The 19,492-nt window shown below is 62.1% G+C and carries 18 protein-coding genes and 3 pseudogenes; 8 read left to right on the top strand and 13 right to left on the bottom strand.

What is annotated here, in order from left to right:
• Positions 1 to 9 precede the first annotated feature (9 nt).
• Entirely contained in the window at positions 10 to 723 is a 714-nt protein-coding gene (locus tag ABSY17_RS09545; RefSeq protein WP_378949727.1) for an SIMPL domain-containing protein, read from the top strand.
• A 148-nt stretch (positions 724 to 871) separates the two neighbouring features.
• Here the strand turns inward: ABSY17_RS09545 and ABSY17_RS09540 are convergent, their stop codons facing one another.
• On the bottom strand, positions 872 to 1,264 hold the full coding sequence (locus tag ABSY17_RS09540; RefSeq protein ID WP_378949725.1) for a hypothetical protein: 393 nt from the start codon (positions 1,262 to 1,264) through the stop codon (positions 872 to 874).
• Between the two features lie 176 nt (positions 1,265 to 1,440).
• Complete coding sequence (locus ABSY17_RS09535) at positions 1,441 to 1,887, bottom strand: YcgN family cysteine cluster protein (RefSeq protein ID WP_378952551.1); 447 nt, start codon at positions 1,885 to 1,887, stop codon at positions 1,441 to 1,443.
• Between the two features lie 197 nt (positions 1,888 to 2,084).
• Here ABSY17_RS09535 and ABSY17_RS09530 point away from each other — a divergent pair, with 197 nt between their 5' ends.
• The 3 genes from ABSY17_RS09530 (at position 2,085) to ABSY17_RS09520 (ending at position 6,506) form a co-directional block, all read left to right on the top strand.
• Positions 2,085 to 4,583 (top strand): OmpA family protein, encoded by a 2,499-nt coding sequence (locus ABSY17_RS09530; RefSeq protein WP_378949723.1) that lies wholly within the window; start codon positions 2,085 to 2,087, stop codon positions 4,581 to 4,583.
• 340 nt (positions 4,584 to 4,923) lie between these two features.
• Positions 4,924 to 5,463, top strand: coding sequence for a TIGR00645 family protein (locus tag ABSY17_RS09525; RefSeq protein WP_378949722.1), 540 nt, complete (start codon positions 4,924 to 4,926; stop codon positions 5,461 to 5,463).
• A gap of 96 nt (positions 5,464 to 5,559) precedes the next feature.
• A protein-coding gene (locus tag ABSY17_RS09520) for an IS630 family transposase (RefSeq protein WP_378949720.1) occupies positions 5,560 to 6,506 on the top strand; the annotation gives its coding sequence in 2 pieces (ribosomal slippage) (positions 5,560 to 5,899 and positions 5,899 to 6,506; 948 coding nt in all).
• A 30-nt stretch (positions 6,507 to 6,536) separates the two neighbouring features.
• Here ABSY17_RS09520 and ABSY17_RS09515 read toward each other — a convergent pair.
• Positions 6,537 to 6,752, bottom strand: a pseudogene (locus tag ABSY17_RS09515) (IS6 family transposase); the annotation flags it as partial.
• 271 nt (positions 6,753 to 7,023) lie between these two features.
• Positions 7,024 to 8,331 (bottom strand): hypothetical protein, encoded by a 1,308-nt coding sequence (locus tag ABSY17_RS09510; RefSeq protein WP_378949718.1) that lies wholly within the window; start codon positions 8,329 to 8,331, stop codon positions 7,024 to 7,026.
• A 61-nt stretch (positions 8,332 to 8,392) separates the two neighbouring features.
• Between ABSY17_RS09510 and ABSY17_RS09505 the strand changes: the two genes are divergently transcribed.
• Complete coding sequence (locus tag ABSY17_RS09505; RefSeq protein WP_378949716.1) at positions 8,393 to 9,037, top strand: hypothetical protein; 645 nt, start codon at positions 8,393 to 8,395, stop codon at positions 9,035 to 9,037.
• Between the two features lie 443 nt (positions 9,038 to 9,480).
• Here ABSY17_RS09505 and ABSY17_RS09500 read toward each other — a convergent pair.
• The 3 genes and pseudogenes from ABSY17_RS09500 to ABSY17_RS09490 all read right to left on the bottom strand — a co-directional run.
• Positions 9,481 to 9,726 (bottom strand): annotated as a pseudogene (locus ABSY17_RS09500) (IS6 family transposase); the annotation flags it as partial.
• 86 nt (positions 9,727 to 9,812) lie between these two features.
• Positions 9,813 to 10,385: pseudogene (locus tag ABSY17_RS09495) on the bottom strand (3'-5' exonuclease); the annotation flags it as partial.
• Positions 10,386 to 10,538: 153 nt separating this feature from the next.
• Positions 10,539 to 11,270, bottom strand: coding sequence for an RHS repeat-associated core domain-containing protein (locus ABSY17_RS09490; protein ID WP_378949715.1), 732 nt, complete (start codon positions 11,268 to 11,270; stop codon positions 10,539 to 10,541).
• Positions 11,271 to 11,790: 520 nt separating this feature from the next.
• Between ABSY17_RS09490 and ABSY17_RS09485 the strand changes: the two genes are divergently transcribed.
• Together ABSY17_RS09485 and ABSY17_RS09480 are read left to right on the top strand one after the other, a co-directional pair.
• Positions 11,791 to 13,740: an autotransporter outer membrane beta-barrel domain-containing protein gene (locus ABSY17_RS09485; RefSeq protein ID WP_378949713.1), complete on the top strand. Its 1,950-nt coding sequence runs from the start codon at positions 11,791 to 11,793 to the stop codon at positions 13,738 to 13,740.
• A 113-nt stretch (positions 13,741 to 13,853) separates the two neighbouring features.
• Positions 13,854 to 14,105, top strand: coding sequence for a hypothetical protein (locus ABSY17_RS09480; RefSeq protein ID WP_378949711.1), 252 nt, complete (start codon positions 13,854 to 13,856; stop codon positions 14,103 to 14,105).
• 39 nt (positions 14,106 to 14,144) lie between these two features.
• Here the strand turns inward: ABSY17_RS09480 and ABSY17_RS09475 are convergent, their stop codons facing one another.
• Entirely contained in the window at positions 14,145 to 14,570 is a 426-nt protein-coding gene (locus tag ABSY17_RS09475; protein WP_378949709.1) for a VOC family protein, read from the bottom strand.
• 68 nt (positions 14,571 to 14,638) lie between these two features.
• Here ABSY17_RS09475 and ABSY17_RS09470 point away from each other — a divergent pair, with 68 nt between their 5' ends.
• Positions 14,639 to 15,241 carry a TetR/AcrR family transcriptional regulator gene (locus ABSY17_RS09470; protein WP_378949707.1) on the top strand — a complete coding sequence of 201 codons (603 nt, stop codon included), beginning with the start codon at positions 14,639 to 14,641 and terminating at the stop codon, positions 15,239 to 15,241.
• 57 nt (positions 15,242 to 15,298) lie between these two features.
• Here the strand turns inward: ABSY17_RS09470 and ABSY17_RS09465 are convergent, their stop codons facing one another.
• The 5 genes from ABSY17_RS09465 to rpoD form a co-directional block, all read right to left on the bottom strand.
• Entirely contained in the window at positions 15,299 to 15,589 is a 291-nt protein-coding gene (locus ABSY17_RS09465) for an HlyU family transcriptional regulator (RefSeq protein WP_378949706.1), read from the bottom strand.
• Between the two features lie 125 nt (positions 15,590 to 15,714).
• Positions 15,715 to 16,008, bottom strand: coding sequence for a GYD domain-containing protein (locus ABSY17_RS09460; protein ID WP_378949704.1), 294 nt, complete (start codon positions 16,006 to 16,008; stop codon positions 15,715 to 15,717).
• Positions 16,009 to 16,212: 204 nt separating this feature from the next.
• Entirely contained in the window at positions 16,213 to 16,824 is a 612-nt protein-coding gene (locus tag ABSY17_RS09455; RefSeq protein WP_378949702.1) for a LysE family translocator, read from the bottom strand.
• 20 nt (positions 16,825 to 16,844) lie between these two features.
• Positions 16,845 to 17,099 (bottom strand): DUF333 domain-containing protein, encoded by a 255-nt coding sequence (locus ABSY17_RS09450; protein ID WP_378949700.1) that lies wholly within the window; start codon positions 17,097 to 17,099, stop codon positions 16,845 to 16,847.
• Between the two features lie 55 nt (positions 17,100 to 17,154).
• On the bottom strand, positions 17,155 to 19,179 hold the full coding sequence (gene rpoD / locus ABSY17_RS09445; RefSeq protein WP_378949698.1) for an RNA polymerase sigma factor RpoD: 2,025 nt from the start codon (positions 19,177 to 19,179) through the stop codon (positions 17,155 to 17,157).
• Positions 19,180 to 19,492 lie beyond the last annotated feature (313 nt).

The following is a 19,492-nucleotide window of genomic DNA, read 5'->3' as shown; positions in this document are numbered from 1 at the left end:
GAGAACATTATGAATCGCAAATACATGGCGCTCGCACTTGCAGCAGCGCTCACGCTTCCGGCGGCAGCCGCCCGCGCCGACACCCAGCCGCCGCCGCGCATCATCGTGTCGGGCGAAGGCCAGGCCAGCGTGGCGCCCGATCTGGCGCTGCTTTCGTTGGCGGTGATGCGCGAGGCCAAGACGGCGCGCGAGGCGCTCGACGCCAACAACGACGCCATGGCCGCCGTCATCGCCGCCATGAAGGCCGCCGGCATCGACGAACGCGACCTGCAGACATCAGGCATCCAGATCCAGCCGCGCTACAACTTCACCAACAAGCCCGACGGCAGCCAGACGGCGGAACTCGTCGCCTACCAGGTCACCAACACGCTGTCGGTGCGCATCCGCGATGTCGCCAAGACCGGCGAGATCCTCGACAAGGCGGTTTCGCTCGGCGTCAACCAGGGCGGCGGCATCACCTTCTCCAACGACAACCCGGCCAAGGTGATCACCCAGGCGCGCAAGCTTGCGGTCGCCGATGCCATCGACAAGGCCAAGGTCCTCGCCGAAGCGGCCGGCGTCAGCATTGGCCGCGTGCTCGAGATCACCGACCAGTCGTTCTCGCCGATGCCGATGCCGATGGAAGCCAAGTCCTTCGACCGCGCCATGGGAGCTGCGCCCGTGCAGGCGGGCGAAAACGCCTATCGCGTGCAGGTCAACGTCACGTTCGAAATGAAGAACTGAACTTGTTTGCCCGGCGCATCGTGCCGGGCAAACGTCCCTGCATTTCACTGGATCGCAACAGAAAGCCCCAGAGGCACGGCCTCCGGGGCTTTTTTTGGAGCCACGCCCGTCCCGCCTGAGGGACAGGGGCTCGCGCTGCTCGCGTCTGTTACCAGCGCACGATCGGGCAGTTCGGGGCACGGGCAAAGGTCAGCCGGATGCGGTCGCCATGCTTGCGGCCGACGACACTGATCGTGCGGCGGTCCACATCGACAATCCGGGCGCGGCGAACGCCCATGCGCTCGGCCTTGTCGAGAGCGCGGTCGGGCGTGCAACGACGGTCCCAGCCGCCATGGTCAGGACGCCCGCCCCACTGGCCGCCATGACGGTTGTCGTCGTAGCGGTTGCCGCTGTAGCGATCCTGGACATAGATGCCGACCGCCGGCTCGCTCTGACCAAGGTTGAAATAGATGCCTTCCGCCTGCGCGGTGGCGGGGATGGCGGCCAGCGTGCCGAGGCCGACGAGGGCCGAAAGGGCTGCGGTCTTGATCTTGTTGAGCATGGTCTTCTCCTTGAATTCCGGGGCATCAAGCCTGCATGGCCCGAGCGATGTCCAAACAATACGCCGCTCAAGCTGAACCGATATCGAACCGCGCATTCATTTTCGGTTCATCCGGCAATCTTTTGCTTTTACAGGGGTTTTTGGCTTGTCAACGGCCCGGCGAAAAGCACCGACGCCTACGGCTCTTCCTCGAGCACATGCTCGAAATAGTCTTCCGGTTCGGCCAGATCGTCCTCGGATGCCGTCAGCCTTCCGCGCACGGAGATGCCGGCTTCATGCACCGTCTCAGGGCTACCCGAGATCAGATGATGCCACCAGTAGAGGTCGTGGCCCTCGGCGACGAGGCGGTAGGCGCAGGTGCTCGGCAGCCAGTGGATGGTCCGCACATTCTCAGGGGTCAGCCCGACGCAATCGGGCACGCGCGCCAGCCGGTTGGCGTAGTCCGAGCAGCGACAGGTGGCGCCGTCGAACAGACGACAGCCGACGCTCGTCCAGTAGATGTCGCCGGTATCCTCGTCCTCGAGCTTGGACAGGCAGCACTTGCCGCAGCCGTCGCAAAGCGATTCCCATTGGGCGGGGCTCATCGCCTCAAGCGGCGTTGTCTTCCAGAACGGCTCTTCCATGATGCGGCATGTGGCGCGCGGCGCGCGCGACGTCAAGCGCGACGGTGGAGAAGCGGCTCGCCAGGCCAAAGATGTCACGATATTGCCATGTTGCTGTCGGGCAAAAGCCGGGAAGCGATGCGACTGCCGGGGGGAGCCATCGACGGTTCCGCATGTTCGGGCGGGGACGGGACACTACTTCAAGGAGACTTCCTAAGATGAAACGCCAACCACGGATACTCGCAGGCACGGCAATCGGCCTGTTCATGGCGTCCGCACCTTTGGGCGCGATGCCGCTGCCCGACTCGCTGTCGCAGACGGGTTCAACGCCGCTGGTTCGTGTCCAGGCCGAATGCCAGGAAGGCGAATCGGCGGAAGCCTGCGCCGCGCGCCTGGGTGGCGGCCAACAGCAGGAGCAACCGCGTCGCAAGAACAAGCAGCAGGCGGAGGAAGCTGCCCCGCAGGAGCAGCCGGCCGCCGAGCCGCAGGCCGAACGGCCCAGCCGCAAAAACAAGCGCCAGGCGGTAGAGGAAGCTGCTCCGCAGGAACAGGTAGCGCCCGAACCCCAGGCCGAGCAGCCTAGCCGCAAGAACCGGCGCCAGGCGATCGAGCAAGCCGCTCCGCAGGAACAGGCAGCGCCCGAGCCGCAGGCCGAACGGCCGAGCCGCAAGAACAAGCACCAGGCGGAGGAAGCAGCCCCGCAGGAGCAGCCTGCCGCCGAGCCACAGGCCGAGCAGCCCCGCCGCAAGAACAAACGCCAGGCGATAGAAGAAGCTGCCCCGCAAGAGCAGCCGGCACCCGAGCCGCAGGCCGAACGCCCTAGCCGCAAGAACAAGCGTCAGGCGGTAGAGGAAGCTGCCCCGCAGGAGCAACCTGCCGCCGAGCCACAGGCCGAGCAGCCGCGCGCCAAGAACAAGCGCCAGGCGGTAGAGGAAGCTGCCCCACAGGAGCAGCCTGCCGCCGAGCCGCAGGCCGAACGCCCTAGCCGCAAGAACAAGCGCCAGGCGATAGAGGAAACTGCCCCGCAGGAGCAGCCGACCGTCGAGCCACAGGCGGAACAGCCCCGCCGCAAGAACAAGGACAAGGCTCCCGTCCAGGAAGCGTTGCCCGAGGTGCAGCCGGTTCCGACACCTGAGGCAGCCCCCCTGCCCCAGGCTGAAAAGCCTGCCGAACAACCGGCGGAAAAGCCGGCACTGCCGACACCGGAGCAGGTGCCGACCCCTGCCCCGTCACCCGAAACGACCACCCCTGCTGGCGAAGCCCCTTCAGGCGAGGCCCCTGCAGCCGGCGCCCCGACCCAAGGCGAACAGCCGGCCGTCGGCGAGCAGCCGGCCAAGCCAGGCAAGCCCGGCCGCCCCGGCAAGAAGCCGAGCGAACAGCCCGCAACTGGCGAACAGCAGCCGGCGGCAGGCGAACAGCCCGCGCAGCAGCCTGCAACGGGTGAGCAACCGGCCCAGCAGCCTGTGACAGGTGAGCAGCCCGCCGCTGGCGAGCAGCCAGGCCAACGGCCGTCGGAACCTGGTCGGAAGCCTGTCCTGCAGGGCGAGGCGCCGGTCAATCCCAACGAGGCGCCGCTGCTCGACAGCGAGAAGGACGCCGCTCCGGCCGAAGCCGGCGACAAGCCAGCTCGCGGCGAAAGGCCGGCACGCCCCGGCAAGGGCGACAAGGGCGGAGACCAGGGCGGCGAACAGGTCCGGCCGCGGCCTGCACCCGTCGACCAGGGCCCGCCCCCGGTAGACGACCGGGCAGCCACCGAAGCGGCCCAGCCGATCGACGTCCAGCCGGTGACCGCCGAGCGGGGCAAGCGCCGCGACCGGGCCCCCAATGAGGACATCCGTCGCCGGCCGCGGCCCGAAGGCACCGAGGTGCTGCGCGAGTTCGGCGACCGCCTCATCATCCAGATCAACAATCAGGTCATGGTCGAGAGCAACGAGCGTCCGCGCATGACGCGCAACGCCCAGGAGGTCTATTACGAAGACCTGCCGCGCGGCCGCACGCGTGAGGTCATCGTCCGCGACAACGGCAACCAGATCATCACCATCCGCAACCGTTACGGCGACATCGTCAGGCGTTCGCGCATCACGCCCGACGGTCGCGAATATGTGCTGAGCTATGTCGACGACCGGCACTACGAGGACATGGACCAGTGGCGCGACCCGGGTCTCGACCTGCCGCCGATGCAACTGCGCATCCCGCGTAACGAGTACATCCTCGACGCCCAGTATGTCGAAGATCCCGAGGCCTATTACGACTTCCTCGAACAGCCTCCGGTGGAGCGCGTGCAGCGCCTCTACTCGGTCGACGAGGTCAAGCGTTCGGCCCGCGTGCGCGACATCGCCCGTCGTGTCGACCTCGACACGCTCAACTTCGAGTTCGCCTCAGCCTCGATCTCCGAGGGTGAAATCGCCAAGCTCGAGGGCGTCGCCAACGCCATGGAGAAGCTGCTCGCCAAGAATCCGGCCGAGACCTTCCTCATCGAAGGACACACCGACGCCGTTGGTTCGGACCTCGCCAACCTGGCGCTGTCCGACCGGCGTGCGGAATCGGTGGCCGATGCGCTGACCAACGTCTTCGGGATTCCGCCCGAGAACCTGACGACCCAGGGCTATGGCGAGCGTTACCTCAAGGTGAAGACGCAGAAGCAGGAGCGCGAGAACCGTCGCGTCGCCATCCGCCGCATCACCCCGCTGGTGGCGCCGGTCGCCAGCGCCAGATAGGCGCCGGCGGCATTGCACGACGGCCCGGAGCGGAATGGCGTTTGACCATGCCGCTTCAGGCCAACATTGGCCCCGATCCGCGTCCCGCGGGTCGGGGCTTCGCTATTTTGCAACGGCTGCCGGTAACATTCGCGCGAGCAACAGGCTTTCGCCATTGATTCGCTGGATTTTGCTGGCACTTTGAATGCGACGTGGTTCCCTGCCCCGTCCCGTCTCCAGCAAGGAGACATAAGGCCCGGCCGATCCCCCCCTCCAGCGGCCGGGCCTTGTTTTATCCGGCCGCCCGTTGCATTCGTTCGGCCACAGCCTCAGTTCCCAACCTTGAAAATTCGGACGTCTCATGAAACGCCTCGAACACGCCGTCGAATCCATCATCCTTGCCTCGCGCTGGCTGCTCGTGGTTTTTTACCTAGGCTTGGCCGTCGCACTTGGCATCTACGCGCTGTCCTTCGCCAAGAAGCTCTACGAATTCGTCGCCAAGGTGATGATCCTCGACGACACCGACACCATCCTAAAGATACTCGGGCTGATCGATGCCGCGCTCGTCGCCTCGCTGGTGGTGATGGTCATCATCTCCGGTTACGAGAATTTCGTCAGCCGCTTCGACAACCATGACGGCGAAGTCCACTGGCTGGGCACGATCGATGTCGGTTCGCTCAAGATCAAGGTGGCGTCCACCATCGTCGCCATTTCCTCGATCCACCTGCTGCAGGTCTTCCTCAACCACCAGCAGTACTCGTCTAGTCAGCTGATGTGGTTGACCCTGATCCACCTGACCTTCGTGCTGTCGGCGTTGCTGCTCGCCTATATCGACCGGCTGACCGGCCTCAGCAAGAATGCCAAGAAGACAGCGGGCGAGGTCGAAGGCCCGAGCCTCTAACTAGAGCAATTTCGCTGAACTCGGAGTCGGATTTGGGATTCCTGCGATAGGCTGTATCTGATTCATTGAACCTCGTGATTTGCGGGGAGAGTGACGATGACACGCAGCCTGAGCGCGGACTTTCGCGGGCGAGTGATTGTGGCAGCCGAGGAAGGGCTGTCGACGCGGGAGGCGGCACGGCGTTTCCGGGTCGGGATCTCAACGGCGGGCAACTGGTATCGCCGCTATCGCCAGACGGGCGAGAAGACGGCCCGCAAGCAGGGCCAGCCGTCACGTTCGAAGCTCGATCCGCATGAGGTGTTCATTCTTGGCCTGATCGAGGCGACGCCGGATACCACCCTTGCCGAGATTGCCGAACGACTGGCCGGCGAGCACGGCGTGCGGGTGGTTCCGTCGACGGTCTGGGTGTTCCTCGATAGGCGCGGCGTCACGTTCAAAAAAAGACGGCGCATGCCTCAGAGCAGCAACGTCCCGACATTCTGCGTGGCCGCAGAGCCTGGTTCGAGGGCCAACTCGATCTCGACCCCGAGACGTTGACCTTCATCGACGAGACCGCCGCGTCCACGAAGATGGCGCGGCTGCGCGGGCGGGCCAGACGCGGCGAGCGATGCCGAGCGGCTGTCCCTCATGGGCATTGGAAGACCACCACCTTCACCGCCGGGCTGCGACTGAACGGTCTCGCCGCGCCGATGCTTCTCGATGGTCCGATGAACGGCAATACCTTCCTGGCCTATGCCGAGCAGATCCTTGCGCCAGAGCTTCGGCCCGGCGATGTCGCGGTCATGGACAATCTGCCGGCACACAAGATCAGCGGCGTGCGCGAGGCGATCGAGAAGGCAGGCGCGCGACTCCTCTTCCTGCCGCCCTATTCACCAGACTTCAACCCAATCGAGATGGCGTTCTCCAAACTCAAGGCCCTGCTCAGAAAGGCCGCAGCCCGCACCATCGATGAACTCTGGGCAGTCATCGCAAACTGCTTGTCCGCATTCACACCAGACCAATGCCGAAACTACTTCAACGCAGCCGGATATCACCCGGAGTAAATCGAATCTGCTCTAGCACTCGATCCTGGCGGCGCGGTAAAGGTACATCCACCGGCTGCGGATATGCCATATGCTGATTTCGCTCCGCTTGCGTCGGTTGAAACGCTCCAACAACAGCGGTGCGCAACGGACGGTGCAGCGGTGAATGATCGTGTGGTCAACGGCAATGCCCCGCTCGGCCATTATCTCTTTCAGATCACGCAAGTTCAGACAGTAGGCCTGGTCGAACTGGCGGCCCTTGAACATTTAATCCTCCGAATATGTCAGAGGCTCTCCTGCCACAGTGCCGCTATTTAAGACGTTGCAACACAACCGTCCCGTCTCATTGAATGTCCGCTATTCGTTTTTGGATGAAGGTGGCAGTCCGCTAACGTGCCACTTGAAGAATGACTGGGCAAACGCAACCCCATACTGCGAGGTATGCTCTCGTCGCCAGCAGACCGTGATCGAGCCTGCCACTGGTCTGCCCCCATTGGGTGATCCGAATTGAAATCGTCTAGCCACCTCATCTGGATGCCTAAAACGTAAACCGCGACGGGTGACCTGCGTATGAGTGCGGTCTCCCGGCATTTCCGGCGGGGCCAACTTGTCCATCTCGCGACGGCCGGAAAGGTGTGGATGTTTCCTTTGTGAAGCAGCCACCACTTTCATTGACATCCACGATGCTATCGATCGGAGTCGACCGTCCGCCGATACCTTTCGCCCCTCCGACACCTCCAGACGCCGCCCCCTCTTGCGTCCGGCCTCCGTCGCTCAATTTGCCTGGCTTGGGGGTCAGCACGATAGGCTCCACGTCGGCAACCGAACGGGAAAGGAATACCTTAACCATGCCGCCATCACCGCCGTTCTGTCCACCGGTACCGTCGCTTCCGTTCTCTCCGCCACCCTGTCCGGCACTGACGTCGCTAAGAACCAGCGGTGGGGGAGTATAGAGGCAAACAGGGAACTCATACTTGGGGCAGCCGCCGGTTTTCTGGCACGCGTCCGCCCAATCGAGGAGTTGCTGTACTGTCGCCTGACAATCGCTATCGCATTTGGCCCCGAGTGGCGATTTACGAAACTGGTCGATATCCCACTTGAGCTTGCCGACACCAGCCGGCTTACCTACGTTGATGTTTACTCCGTACGCTTCCCTAGACGCGAGCCTGACCTCTTTGGGAGCAACACCGTCTTTCCCGTTCGCGCCGGACATTCCATTCGATCCGTCTGCGCCACGTAAATCCACTTCCAGCGGTGGCCCAACTAACTCATCCGTCACGACGAGGGTAAAGTTTCCTGCAGCTAGGGCCTGATTGGGATTGTCCGTGTAGCGCGTTGTTTGGTTACGTGGAAAGGCGATAATCTTGCTGCCCTTGCCAACAGTCAGCTTTTCCGCGACGAGCACGAGGTTTGATTGCCCAATCACAAGTTCGGTTTCATCGTCTAGGACTAGGTCTCTCGCCCCAACAACGATAACTTTATCCTTGGCGGAACGGTGGATGATGTCGATCTTGCCGATAAATCGCACATGGTCTCTGAGGGTCGCAGCAGACATGACGTCCGCCACTAACGGGACGTCGGCTCGGGTCGGGTACCAACTGATCACGTCACGGGAGAGGTGTTCAAACTCAAGCACATCGTCAGCTGTTGTGACCGTTGTCTCACGTTTTAAGGCGGGAATATGCGGTGTGATGGCGGCCGCCGACATATTGCTGTTGATCTCGTATAGGTTTCTCATTGCCCAGTCGGTAAGCTTAACCGGTATTGTTCTACGCAATTCTTGTGAAGCCTGCTGAAAACCGACGACGAAAATCCAGCCCAGCGCCACAGCAAACGATCCCAGCACTGCCGAAGCAAACCGCTTCCGAAACCCTCCTCGGCCATCCGACATAGAAAGAGCCGCTTGGATGACACTTAGCGAAGGGCAAAGTGCCGCACTCGAAGCGGTGCTTGTCAATATTCCAGGTGGCAACCGTCGCTCTCGCGAACTGTTGCCATTTTCGATCAACGACATGGATTTTGAGGTGCTCGATCTGACAGAAGCCAGTATGGCGAGCTATGCTGGTGCATTGGCCTTTTCAGCCGCCCTTGACCCAGTTCAAACCTTTGAACCCTATCTCGGTTTTGCCAAGGCAACGCAAGAATGGCTGGCCCATAACACCGACCAACAGCGTGGCCGATGCGCGCGTGAACGGGTCCGCTCAGCCGTCGCAGAGGTTCTTGGCGTTATCGCCTCCGCTCGCACCGACCGTGGCCTTGCGCCTCTCGACCCTGCTGACCAAATGCTCCTCCAGCATCTGGCTGCGATCGGCTACGGCGAGCCGTTCAATCAAACACTAAATCATGTACCGACAAAGAACGGGGCCCGCATCGCCGCGGCAACCGACGTCCTCAAAAAGTTTCAGGGCAATCCCGATGAACCCTCGCAGGGTGCAGCATTCGAGTTGATCCTGACGAGCCTAGATGATAGCGAAGCCGCCAAAATTCTCGTCGACGCAGTCGACTTCGAAGACAGTGAACTCGCTCGAATTCTTGCACATCGCGTCTCTTGATCGCCGCTGCAGACCAGCGCGCTTTGTCGGCCGGCTTGATCAACGAGCTCCTCCGTCAGGCACGTAAAGCCCTGTCGAAATCAGAAACCGACTCGTTTTATAGCTACTTGGGGCGTTCCCGGCTTGGGCGAATGCAGAGACGATCCCCAGGCACGGCCAATTTGCGCTTCCACGATGATAGCGCCAAGTGCGATGCGAAGCTCAGGTTCTCGAGTATCTGCCCGTGCCGTTCGCAAGCGTTCGAGCAACAAATCGAACATCGCCCGCGGCTTTGCTGCCAAGGCCCTTGCTATGATCGCCTGTTCGACACCACGTGAACGAGCATCGAGCCGCAGTGCCGCCAGCCGAGCGATCCAGGATTCCGCGGCAGTTTCGACCGGTTCGATGCCTTCCTGACGTCCGAACTTGTCGACCGCTCGATACAGGTAGCCCCACTCACCTCAAACCCGAACGTAGGTCTCGTCCATCTTCCAGGATGCGTCGGTTGGCCGCTTGCGGCGGCGGGCCTCTTCGGCGATCAGCCCCGCATAACGGCTGACCCAGCGGTTCAAAGTGGCATGGTCCACCTCGACCCCACGCTCCGCAAGGATTTCCGCGAGATCTCGGTCTGACACGGTGTAGCGCATGTAGAAGAACACGGTATGCAGGATGACATCCCGCGGGAACTGCGTGCCCTTGAACGAGATCACTGCTGCCTCCTGTCGTCGTGAACCTGTATCGAAGATCAGCCTACAGGCTCAAACCCGTCAACAGCCGAAACTTTGCGACAGAGCCCGGCTCGGTGGCCCTCATGGAAATAACCCGCCTGGCCGATCAGATAACCGAGCTTGGTGCCTTCAAAGCCGCGAGACACCCAATCGATTTCCGAGACCGAGCAGGCCCAGGCTTTTCCAGCGAAGATGGGCGAGAAAGCCTCGCAGAACGGCCGATCGAAGCCGGCATTGTGGGCGATGACGAGATCAGCAGGTTCGACGACGGCGCGAAGCCGGTCGACATCGATCCTCTGACCGGCGACCATGTCGTCGATAATGCCGGTCAGACGCGTGATCTCCGATGGGATCGAAATGCTTGGTTGCTGCAATCCACCGTAGACGCCGATGACATCGCCGATATTGCCAGCCGCATCAAATGAGAAGGCAATGGCGCCGAACTCAATAATCTCGTCCTTGCGATGATTGAGGCCGGTGGTCTCGGTGTCGAGGATCACCCCCTTCAGGGGAAATCCAAGCCGCGCGACCGCCGTGACAGAACGAGGCTCGAGCATTTTCAAGATGCGGTAGCGGCCGGTCGCCTGCAGTAGCCGCGCCATGTCGTGTTCGCTCAATACCGGCGATGGTTGGTGTTGCATCGACTACCGCTCTATCCAATTCTCTAACGCCTTGGACATATCTTGTGCCTTCTGACTATGCCAAGCGCCACCAACGGGCAGTCCGTTTTGGAGTTCTTGGCGAACCGCAGCTGCAGTGCTACCGCTTCCTACTGTAGCATTAGTTCTAAAGAGCTAGTCCATTATGTTACCGAGTTTCGCGTCCTTGACAGCCGGCCTACTCATTACGGCCCGGAGCTCGTTCTTATACAGTTCGAATTTTGCCACATTGGCTGCTAGTTTCGCATTCTGGGCACCGTCCGATGTTATCTTCGCAGCCTGTTTCACCAGCCCGGCAGCACCTCGCGCTGCGGCCCCCAGAGCAATCGACAGGCCAAGTCCGCCCGCACCTATTGCAGCCTTCTTGTAGTTCTTCTCCTTAAGACCGTCGTAGATGTCTAAGACATCGCCCACTGGCGTAACCGCTTTGACGACAGCGACGGTCTTGTCTGCCGTCTCGCTGGCTGTCCGCTCTATCGCCGACTTTGCCGTGTTCAGCTCTCTACTCAGGAAGCTGCTAATTAGGTCTGAAACAAAGCTATGCCCATTCGGATCACTCTTATTGACGGGATCGTTCTGGGCATAAGCGTATCGGTTGGTGCCGACGCCGGGCTGGGTGGGGTCCCAGTCGTCGGGCGAGATGAAGCGGCCTAGGACGGGGTCCATGTAGCGGGCGTTGAGGTAAAGCAGGCCCGTCTCGGGATCGTGGCGCTCGCCGATGTAGCCCTTCTGGGTCTGGAAGCCCGAGACGAAGCGCTCGCCATAGGCGGCATAGCCGGTGGCCTCGACGACAGCGCCGGCGGCATCGGTGACCAGCCGGACCGAGGCGAGATGGTCGCGGTGCAGGAACTGCTTGGCGGTTCCCACCACCCTGAGATCGGGGTGCGGACCTCGGCGCCCACGCTCGCCGGATCGATCTCGGTGGCGGCATCGGGATAGAGCGTGGCGGCAAAGGCCGAGGCCTTCTTCGCCCTGGCGCCGTCGGGACCGTAGAACAGGTTGACGCTGTAAGGGCAGGAAATCACATTCGATCTGGCAGTTTGCCTCAGTCGCCGGCCAACAAAGGGCCGGCGGCTCCCTGCCGGAAGACCATGCTCCACATAGACACGCGCCAGCATTTCGAGCGCATCGACGCCGCCGGGCCATTGGCGGCCCACGCCCAAGGCGATTGCAAAAGGCGCCAACAGCACGCATTGCGCGCATTCGCCAATCCTGAACAATCAGCAATTGAAAATAACTACTATTGCTGTTTAGCAACTTGATAAGCATTTTAATAGAATACTATGAGCTCACACATAGTTATCCGACACCAACGGCAGTACGTGGCTCGTCGTGTTGGTTTTGAAAATCGCCCGGTAATCTGTTTGATGACTTTTCGAGGTAATTCATGAAACTTGCAGGAGCTGCGCTCAGCGCCTCAGTGTCGGTTGCAGCGATTGTATTGGGCATCGAAATAGCACGAGCGGCCGACCAAAACACGATCAATTTTGAAATTTGCATCGAAGATTCCTGCAACGAATCCAGTGACGACGAGTACTTTGGTGAGGGTCGCGACTGGGCTATTGACAGCAGGAGAGTAGAAGGCGCGGTCAATCGGACCCATTCGGTCGATCTGCCCCATTTAGAAGATCTCAATAGCGCTTATGACTATGGCTGGGGTATAATCTACGGCGCGTCGACTGACAGAGACCCCAACGACCACCCCGACGACTACCGCATTAACAACGCCACCGCATATGGCGAAGAATTCAACGGGCTGCACGCCTGGCGCCGGACCCAAGCCTATACGGCGTTGCCGGGGCTTCCCGCCAATTCGGTTCGCTGGTTCGACAGCTTCGAAAACACCACCAACGACACGATTGTTGCCAACATCGTCTTCAGCGGCGCTCTCGGCTCCAGCGACGATACGTATGTTCACCACGATGAGGGGGATGGCTATGTCGTGACCGGCGCGTTTGGGCCTCACAGCGAGTCCTGGAGCCCGGTGATCGCCCATCTCTACGGCAACAACGCCTACGCCTTCACCGTGGTCAAAACGAATTTCGAAAACCACGACCGCAATCCATTTATCGTCTTTCCGGTGACCGTCGCGGCGGGCGAGACCGTTTCGATCATGAACGTCAACCTGCTCTTCGCCGAGGAAGGGCGCTATGATGATCATGGAGGCACGCTGTACGACGCCGACGTGGCACGGGCCATCGAGCAGTCGGAACTGTTCATCAACAGCCCGATCTTCGCCGGCCTGACTGCCGCCGACGTGCAGCGCCTGATCAACTGGAGCGTCAACGACGTAAGTCTTGTCGCAGCGGGTGGCCCCGTCGCCCTCTCCCAGCGCCTGCACGAGGCCTACGACCTCATGCTTACCCGCGGCACCGGCTCGGCCGGCGGCCAGGCGGCGGCACAACTCGCCGCCGGTGCCTTGCAATATGCCGAGGAAAGCAAGGCCGGCTCGGACGGAGCCGCCGCGCTGGCCCGCACCATCGGCGATGCCGGCGGCAATGTCGTCCTTGCTGGCTTCGACGGCAGCCGCGCCTTCCTGTTCGGCGGCTACACCACGGGCACGCAGGACTTCTCGGCCGGCCAGCTCGATTTCTCCGGCTATGTCGCAGGCCTCGGCATCGAACGCGCCTACTCGCCCGAATTGCTCGTCGGCCTCGCCGGTGGCTATGCCAGCGGCAACGGTGATATCGAAGGCGTCTATTCCGACATCGACAACCGCCAGTTCACGGCCTCGCCATACATCCGTTGGCAGGCGCCGACCGGCACCGTCTTCGACGCCCGGCTTTCCGCCTCGACCGAGCGCTGGGACTATTCGCGCACAGCGGGGGCTGCCACGGCCAGCGCCGAGATCGACGGCTACAGCCTTGGCGCGCATCTGCGCGGCTCGCACGACGTCGAGATGGGATGGGCCAAGGTAACGCCCTTTGCCAGCCTGACCTACCTGCGCACTCATGTCGACGCATATGAGGAAACGGGCGCTGCCCAGGCCAATCTCGCCGTTCCATCCTATGACGTCGACCGCCTCGAGGCCCTCGCAGGCATCGGCGCTTCCCGCGCCTGGCTGCTCGAAAGCGGCACCACGCTGCGCGGCTTCGGCAGCGTCGGCATCGGCGGTGCCTTTCTCGGCGATGACGGGACGATCTCGACCCGCTACACGACCTCGGCTACGGCCTTCCTCAGCCAGATCGAAACGGGCGAAGGCACATTTGGCCGCGTCGAGCTTGGCCTTGCCGCCGATTTCACCAACAGCCTCAGCCTGATCTCGAGCTACGCCGGTTCGTTCGGCGCCGAGCGCGACCAGCATACCTTCAACGTCGGGCTTTCGGGCAAACTCTGAGGCCCGGCGGCCCCGGCTGCAAACGACGCGGAGGCGACGGTCTCGTCACCTCCCGCCAGGGCTGGACAGGAAAATCAACGGCCCTATCTTGTCGGCAAGCGGGGGCAATCTGCGTGATTGAACTGACCGACAAGGAAAAGCGCTTTCTCAAGCGTGTCGAGACCATCACCCACTTTCCCTGGGCGGACAAGGTTGCAGCCGCTGACGCCAAGGGAAAGGCCATGCGGCTGTCGCGGGCAACCTTCCAGAGACTGAAGAACGACGGCATCATCGTCAGATCAGCAAGTGACCTTACCTCCAACACCTACGTCGTCACCTCGGTCCCGGTCACGCCCGAGGTGAAAGAAGTACTGGACGCGTCCTGAGCACCATTGTGCCGCCTCCCTCCAGGGCCAGGTCGCGCCTCAATTGAAAACCGCCTCCTGCGCATAGTTCGCCAGAAACTCAGCACTCGGCGGTATCGGCTTGATCACGTCGATCAAAACGCCATTGGGGTCCTTGGTAATGAAGTGGCGCTGGCCGAAAGGCTCGTCGCGCAGGGTCCTGAGAATCGGCAGCCCCGCAGCCTCGATCCGCGCGTAGACCGCATCGACGTCCTTGACCTCGAAATTGATCAGCAGCCCGCTTGTCCTGCCCCGCCCCTCCGCGGGAATCGTCTCATGATCGCCGTCGACGATGCCGAGATTGACGCGCCTGTCCTCGGTCGAGCGCAGATGCACGTACCAGTCGCTTTCAAACAGCGATTCGAAGCGGAAGTGCTCGACATAAAACGCTGCCGTGCCGGCCACGTCGCCGGTCATCAGCACGGGATAGTAGCTCGTCGTCTTCATGGCTTTTCTTCCTCTCGAAAAACACATACAGTCTGCATGTTGATGCATTTAACATACAGGCTGAATGTATGCAAGTAAGGACCGAACGGCGATCCAACCGCGACCGCACCGAGGCGACACGCGCGCAACTGATCGCGGCGGCACGCAAGCTTTTTGCCGAAAAATCCTACGCCGAGATCGGCACGCCGGAGATCGTCGCCTTGGCCGGGGTGACGCGCGGGGCGCTCTATCATCACTTCGCCGACAAGCAGGCGCTGTTTGCCGCCGTGGCCGAAGCGGAAGCTGCGGCCGTGGCCACCGAGATCGAGCAGGCAGCTCCCGACGATCTTAGCCCGCGCGAGGCGCTGCTGGCCGGCAGCAGCGCCTATCTCGAGGCGATGCAGGCGCCCGGCCGAACACGGCTCCTGCTGCTCGACGGACCAGCCGTGCTCGGCCGGATCGGCATGGACGAGATCGACGACCGCCACGGCAACCGCACCTTGCGCGAGGGGTTGGCAATGGCAATGCGCGCCGGCGCGCTCCGCAAGCTGCCGCTGGCAGCACTCACCAGCCTGCTGGCCGCCGCCTTCGACCGCGCAGCGCTCGCCGTCGACGCCGGCGCGCCGGCCGCCGAGCAGATGGAGGTGATCACCGCCCTCATCGACGGCCTGATGCTGCCGGCGAGGCCTTGATACAAAAAGGCCCGGCGCAATGGCCGGGCTGGTGCTTCCAATTGTCGGTCGGCAGGACTAGCCGAACATGCGTTCGCCCTGCTCGTCGACCAGTTGCCGGCCCTTGGTCAGCGACACCTCGACAGCGTCGTCGAGTGCTGCGAAGCGGTCGGCGCGGATGAACTTGTGCTCCTTGACCACGCCGTCGATTTCCTTGGATACGACACCGCAGGTCTGGAACTGGCCCTCTTCCTTGTAGGGCGTCGCCTTGACCGAAAACCCCTTGTATTCGATCTCCTTGGCAACAGCCGATGCTGGCGCCTCGGTTGCACCGCCTCCGCCGCCAAAAAGCCTCTTCAGAAACGACATCCTGGTTCTTCCCGTTGTTTTTCCGCAGCTTAGACGGTCGTCTTGATTCAGTCGAGGCGTTTCGACCTGGGAGGAACCGCAGCCCCCGTAAGGTGCGGGCGCTGCGGTACCGCCCTGGCAAGCTGCTATCCCATCGAAGCGATGATCTCGCGGTAGGCAAGTTCCGGGAATGCCTTCATCGTGCGCGTCCGGACATTGCCGCCCTGGCCGAGCATCAGCGCGAAGCGCGCCACCACCGCGTCGTCGGGCGCATCGACGATCCCGACCATGTCATAGTCACCCATGGTCAGGAAAAACTGCTTGAACGAGCCACCCATGTCGCCAAGCAGCTTCTTGGCGGCATCAAGCCGCTTGGGCGAGGACCTGACGTCACGCACGCCCTGGTCAGTCCAGTTGATCAGCATGATGTATGTCGTCACGGCACACCTCCCTCCGGTGCCACGGAGCACGGCAAAACGCCGGGGCGGGCATCCGGGTGATCGCCCTGAAATGCATCCACGCGCTAAGTATCCGCCCCTGCCGCACTGTCCGCAAGGCAAGGCGAAGCCTTGTCGCACCATTTGATCGGAAATCGCCGACCGGCATAGCCTGCTATGTCAGAGGCAGTCTTCCGCCTGCTGCCTTCAGCGTTCGGTCAGCGCAAGCTTTGCCCCGAGCATGACAAACGCGGCCGCGAATGTGCGGCGCATCCAGGTCATCACCCGTGGGCTACCCGTCACCTTGTCGCGCACGGCCGCTGCACACAGGCCATAGATCGTAAAGATCACGAAGGTGGCAGCCATGAACACGCCGGAGAGTTCGAGCATGCGCATCAGCACATGCGGCTCGTTCGGCGCGATGAACTGCGGCAGGAAGGCCACGAAGAAGATCGACAGCTTCGGGTTGAGCACATTGATCAGGACGCCGTCGACCAGCACCTGCCGGGCGCTACGCGGGTCGGCACCGGCGTCCACCTTCAGCGCGCCCTGCTCGCGCAGGCTCTGCCAGGCCATGTAGAGCAGATAGGCGACGCCGGCATATTTGACGATCTCGAAGGCAAGCGCGCTGGCATGCAGCAGCGCAGCCAGTCCGGTCAGCGCGGCAACCAGATGCGGCACGATGCCGAGCGTGCAGGCGAAGGCAGCGAGCACGCTCGCTCGCCCGCCGCGCGAAAGCCCGGCCGCCAGCGTGTAGACGACGCCGGTGCCCGGTGAAGCGACTATGATCAGCGTGGTCAGCAAGAACTCGATCGACATGGCCCCTCCCCCGAGCGCGTTCAATCCTTCGGCGCGACGCATTTGCGGTCGCGGAACAGCGCCCACTCCTCGCAGACCTGCCCGTCCGGCATATGGCAGTATCCAGTGGCGTTCCCAACGGCATCCCTGGCGATCTCGGAACGCCCGCCGATCTTGGCGCAATGCGCCGAAGCGGGGTTGGGCATGCCAATCGGTTCCTTTGGCGCGGCACCGGCGCCAATCATGACGAATGAAAGTGCCGAAAGACCTGTCGCTGTCTGCACAAGCTGTCGCATTGCACTCCCCTTAACAAAAAAAGCCCGGGAACATGCCCGGGCTTTTGATCCATTCTCAGCTGTCGAGGAAGCTTCTCAGCTTGCGCGAGCGGCTCGGGTGCTTGAGCTTGCGCAGCGCCTTGGCCTCGATCTGGCGGATACGTTCGCGCGTCACCGAGAACTGCTGGCCGACCTCTTCGAGCGTGTGGTCGGTGTTCATGCCGATACCGAAACGCATGCGCAGCACGCGTTCCTCACGCGGAGTGAGCGAGGCGAGCACGCGCGTGGTGGTCTCGCGCAGATTGGCCTGGATCGCCGCGTCAATCGGCAGGATCGCCATCTTGTCCTCGATGAAATCGCCGAGGTGCGAATCCTCCTCGTCGCCGACTGGCGTTTCGAGGCTGATCGGCTCCTTGGCGATCTTCAGCACCTTGCGCACCTTTTCGAGCGGCATGGCGAGCTTTTCGGCCAGTTCTTCCGGCGTCGGCTCGCGGCCGATCTCGTGCAGCATCTGGCGCGAGGTGCGAACGATCTTGTTGATCGTTTCGATCATGTGCACCGGAATGCGGATGGTGCGGGCCTGGTCGGCGATCGAACGGGTGATCGCCTGCCTGATCCACCATGTGGCGTAGGTCGAGAACTTGTAGCCGCGACGGTACTCGAACTTGTCGACCGCCTTCATCAGGCCGATGTTGCCTTCCTGGATGAGATCCAGGAACTGCAGGCCGCGGTTGGTGTACTTCTTGGCAATGGAGATGACGAGGCGGAGATTGGCCTCGACCATTTCCTTCTTGGCAATCGCTGCCTCGCGCTCGCCCTTCTGCACCTGATTGACGATCTTGCGGAACTCGAGGATCGAGATCGCCGTCTCGGTGGCGAGGTTCTGGATCTCGGCGCGCAGGTCGCGGATGGTGTCCTTCTCGTTCTTGGTGAACTCCTTCCAGCCGCGGCTGGACAGGTTGGCGATCGAGCGGGTCCAGTTCGGATCGAGCTCGGAGCCCTGGTATTCGCGCAAGAACTCTTCGCGGCGCACGCCATAGCTTTCGGCGAGGCGCAGAAGCTTGCCCTCGTTCTGCACCAGGCGCTTGTTGATGTCGTAGAGCTGCTCGACCAGCGCCTCGATGCGGGCCTGGTTGAGCGACAGCGACTTCACCGCCGTGATCAGCTGGTCCTTCAGTTCCTTGAGGCGACGGTCCTGGCTCGGCGACAGGGTGCCGGCGGCAGCAAGACGGTTCTCGACCTGCTGGTCCTGCAGCTTGCGCAGCTTCTTGTAGGTGTCGGCGATGACGTCGAGCGTCTCCATCACCTGCGGCCGAAGCTCTGCTTCCATGGCCGCCAGCGACAGGCTGGCCTCGTCCTCGTCTTCTTCCTCTTCCTCGCCGCGGTTGTCGCCGCCGACATTGGTGATGTCGTCTTCGTCGTCACCGCCGCGACGGCGCCCAGCCTTCGGCTCTTCCTTCGGCTTGGCGTCCTCGTCGATGCGTTCGACGATCGGCGCCTGCTTGGCCTCGGGGCCGGCATAGGTGGCTTCGAGGTCGATGATCTCGCGCAGCAGGATCTTGGCTTCGTTGAGCTCGTCACGCCAGATGATGATGGCCTGGAAAGTCAGCGGGCTCTCGCACAGGCCGGCGATCATCGTCTCGCGGCCGGCCTCGATACGCTTGGCGATGGCGATTTCGCCTTCGCGCGACAGAAGCTCCACCGAACCCATTTCGCGCAGATACATGCGCACCGGGTCGTCGGTACGGTCGGTCGGCTCTTTCTTGGTCGTGGTGGCGGCAACAGCCGTGCCAGTCTGCTCGGCAAGTTCGTTGGCATCTTCCTCGGCGTCGCCTTCGGAAGCTTCCGCCTCTTCGCCCTGCTCGTCGTCCTCGACGACGTTGATGCCCATGTCCGAGAGCATCGCCATCGTGTCTTCGATCTGCTCGGAAGTCACTTCCTCCGAGGGCAGCACCGCATTGAGCTCGTCCATGGTGACATAGCCGCGCTTCTTAGCGAGCTTGATCATCTTCTTGACAGCGTCATCGGAAAGGTCGAGCAAGGGGCCGTCAGGGGCGCCTTCGCGTTCGGTCTCGACCTCTTCCTTTTCTTTTGTCGCCATTCTTCGCTTTCTCCAGGCGGCCCGTCAGCCGCTTATACTCTCGGACAGTGCAAATCAGATGGGCTCATCCAACCTGCGCCTGAACTGCCAGTAGCTGCACCTGTGTTAAGTCCAGATTAACCCTGATATCTGTGGCGGAATATCTTCCTGTCCAGTGACAAGCGCCCCGATCCGCATTTTCAGGCCATCGACACGGTCGGCAGCCATGCTGCCGGTTAACTTTTTCGAATCGACCTGATTCCGCCATTCTGGCGGAAGGTCAAGCGCCTGTCGCATGATTCGCACCAAAAAGGCGAATCAATTGCGGCAAACG

Source organism: Mesorhizobium sp. ANAO-SY3R2 (genome assembly GCF_042466635.1).
Lineage (GTDB): Bacteria > Pseudomonadota > Alphaproteobacteria > Rhizobiales > Rhizobiaceae > Aminobacter.
This window is presented reverse-complemented; position numbering and strand designations above follow the sequence as displayed.

Bases quoted from the DNA above. Each gene is read 5' to 3' on its own strand.
- ABSY17_RS09545 (WP_378949727.1), top strand. From the start codon at position 10: ATGAATCGCAAATACATGGCGCTCGCACTTGCAGCAGCGCTCACGCTT.
- ABSY17_RS09540 (WP_378949725.1), bottom strand. From the start codon at position 1,264: ATGCTCAACAAGATCAAGACCGCAGCCCTTTCGGCCCTCGTCGGCCTC.
- ABSY17_RS09535 (WP_378952551.1), bottom strand. From the start codon at position 1,887: ATGGAAGAGCCGTTCTGGAAGACAACGCCGCTTGAGGCGATGAGCCCC.
- ABSY17_RS09530 (WP_378949723.1), top strand. From the start codon at position 2,085: ATGAAACGCCAACCACGGATACTCGCAGGCACGGCAATCGGCCTGTTC.
- ABSY17_RS09525 (WP_378949722.1), top strand. From the start codon at position 4,924: ATGAAACGCCTCGAACACGCCGTCGAATCCATCATCCTTGCCTCGCGC.
- ABSY17_RS09505 (WP_378949716.1), top strand. From the start codon at position 8,393: ATGACACTTAGCGAAGGGCAAAGTGCCGCACTCGAAGCGGTGCTTGTC.
- ABSY17_RS09485 (WP_378949713.1), top strand. From the start codon at position 11,791: ATGAAACTTGCAGGAGCTGCGCTCAGCGCCTCAGTGTCGGTTGCAGCG.
- ABSY17_RS09475 (WP_378949709.1), bottom strand. From the start codon at position 14,570: ATGAAGACGACGAGCTACTATCCCGTGCTGATGACCGGCGACGTGGCC.
- ABSY17_RS09470 (WP_378949707.1), top strand. From the start codon at position 14,639: ATGCAAGTAAGGACCGAACGGCGATCCAACCGCGACCGCACCGAGGCG.
- ABSY17_RS09465 (WP_378949706.1), bottom strand. From the start codon at position 15,589: ATGTCGTTTCTGAAGAGGCTTTTTGGCGGCGGAGGCGGTGCAACCGAG.
- ABSY17_RS09455 (WP_378949702.1), bottom strand. From the start codon at position 16,824: ATGTCGATCGAGTTCTTGCTGACCACGCTGATCATAGTCGCTTCACCG.
- ABSY17_RS09450 (WP_378949700.1), bottom strand. From the start codon at position 17,099: ATGCGACAGCTTGTGCAGACAGCGACAGGTCTTTCGGCACTTTCATTC.
- rpoD (WP_378949698.1), bottom strand. From the start codon at position 19,179: ATGGCGACAAAAGAAAAGGAAGAGGTCGAGACCGAACGCGAAGGCGCC.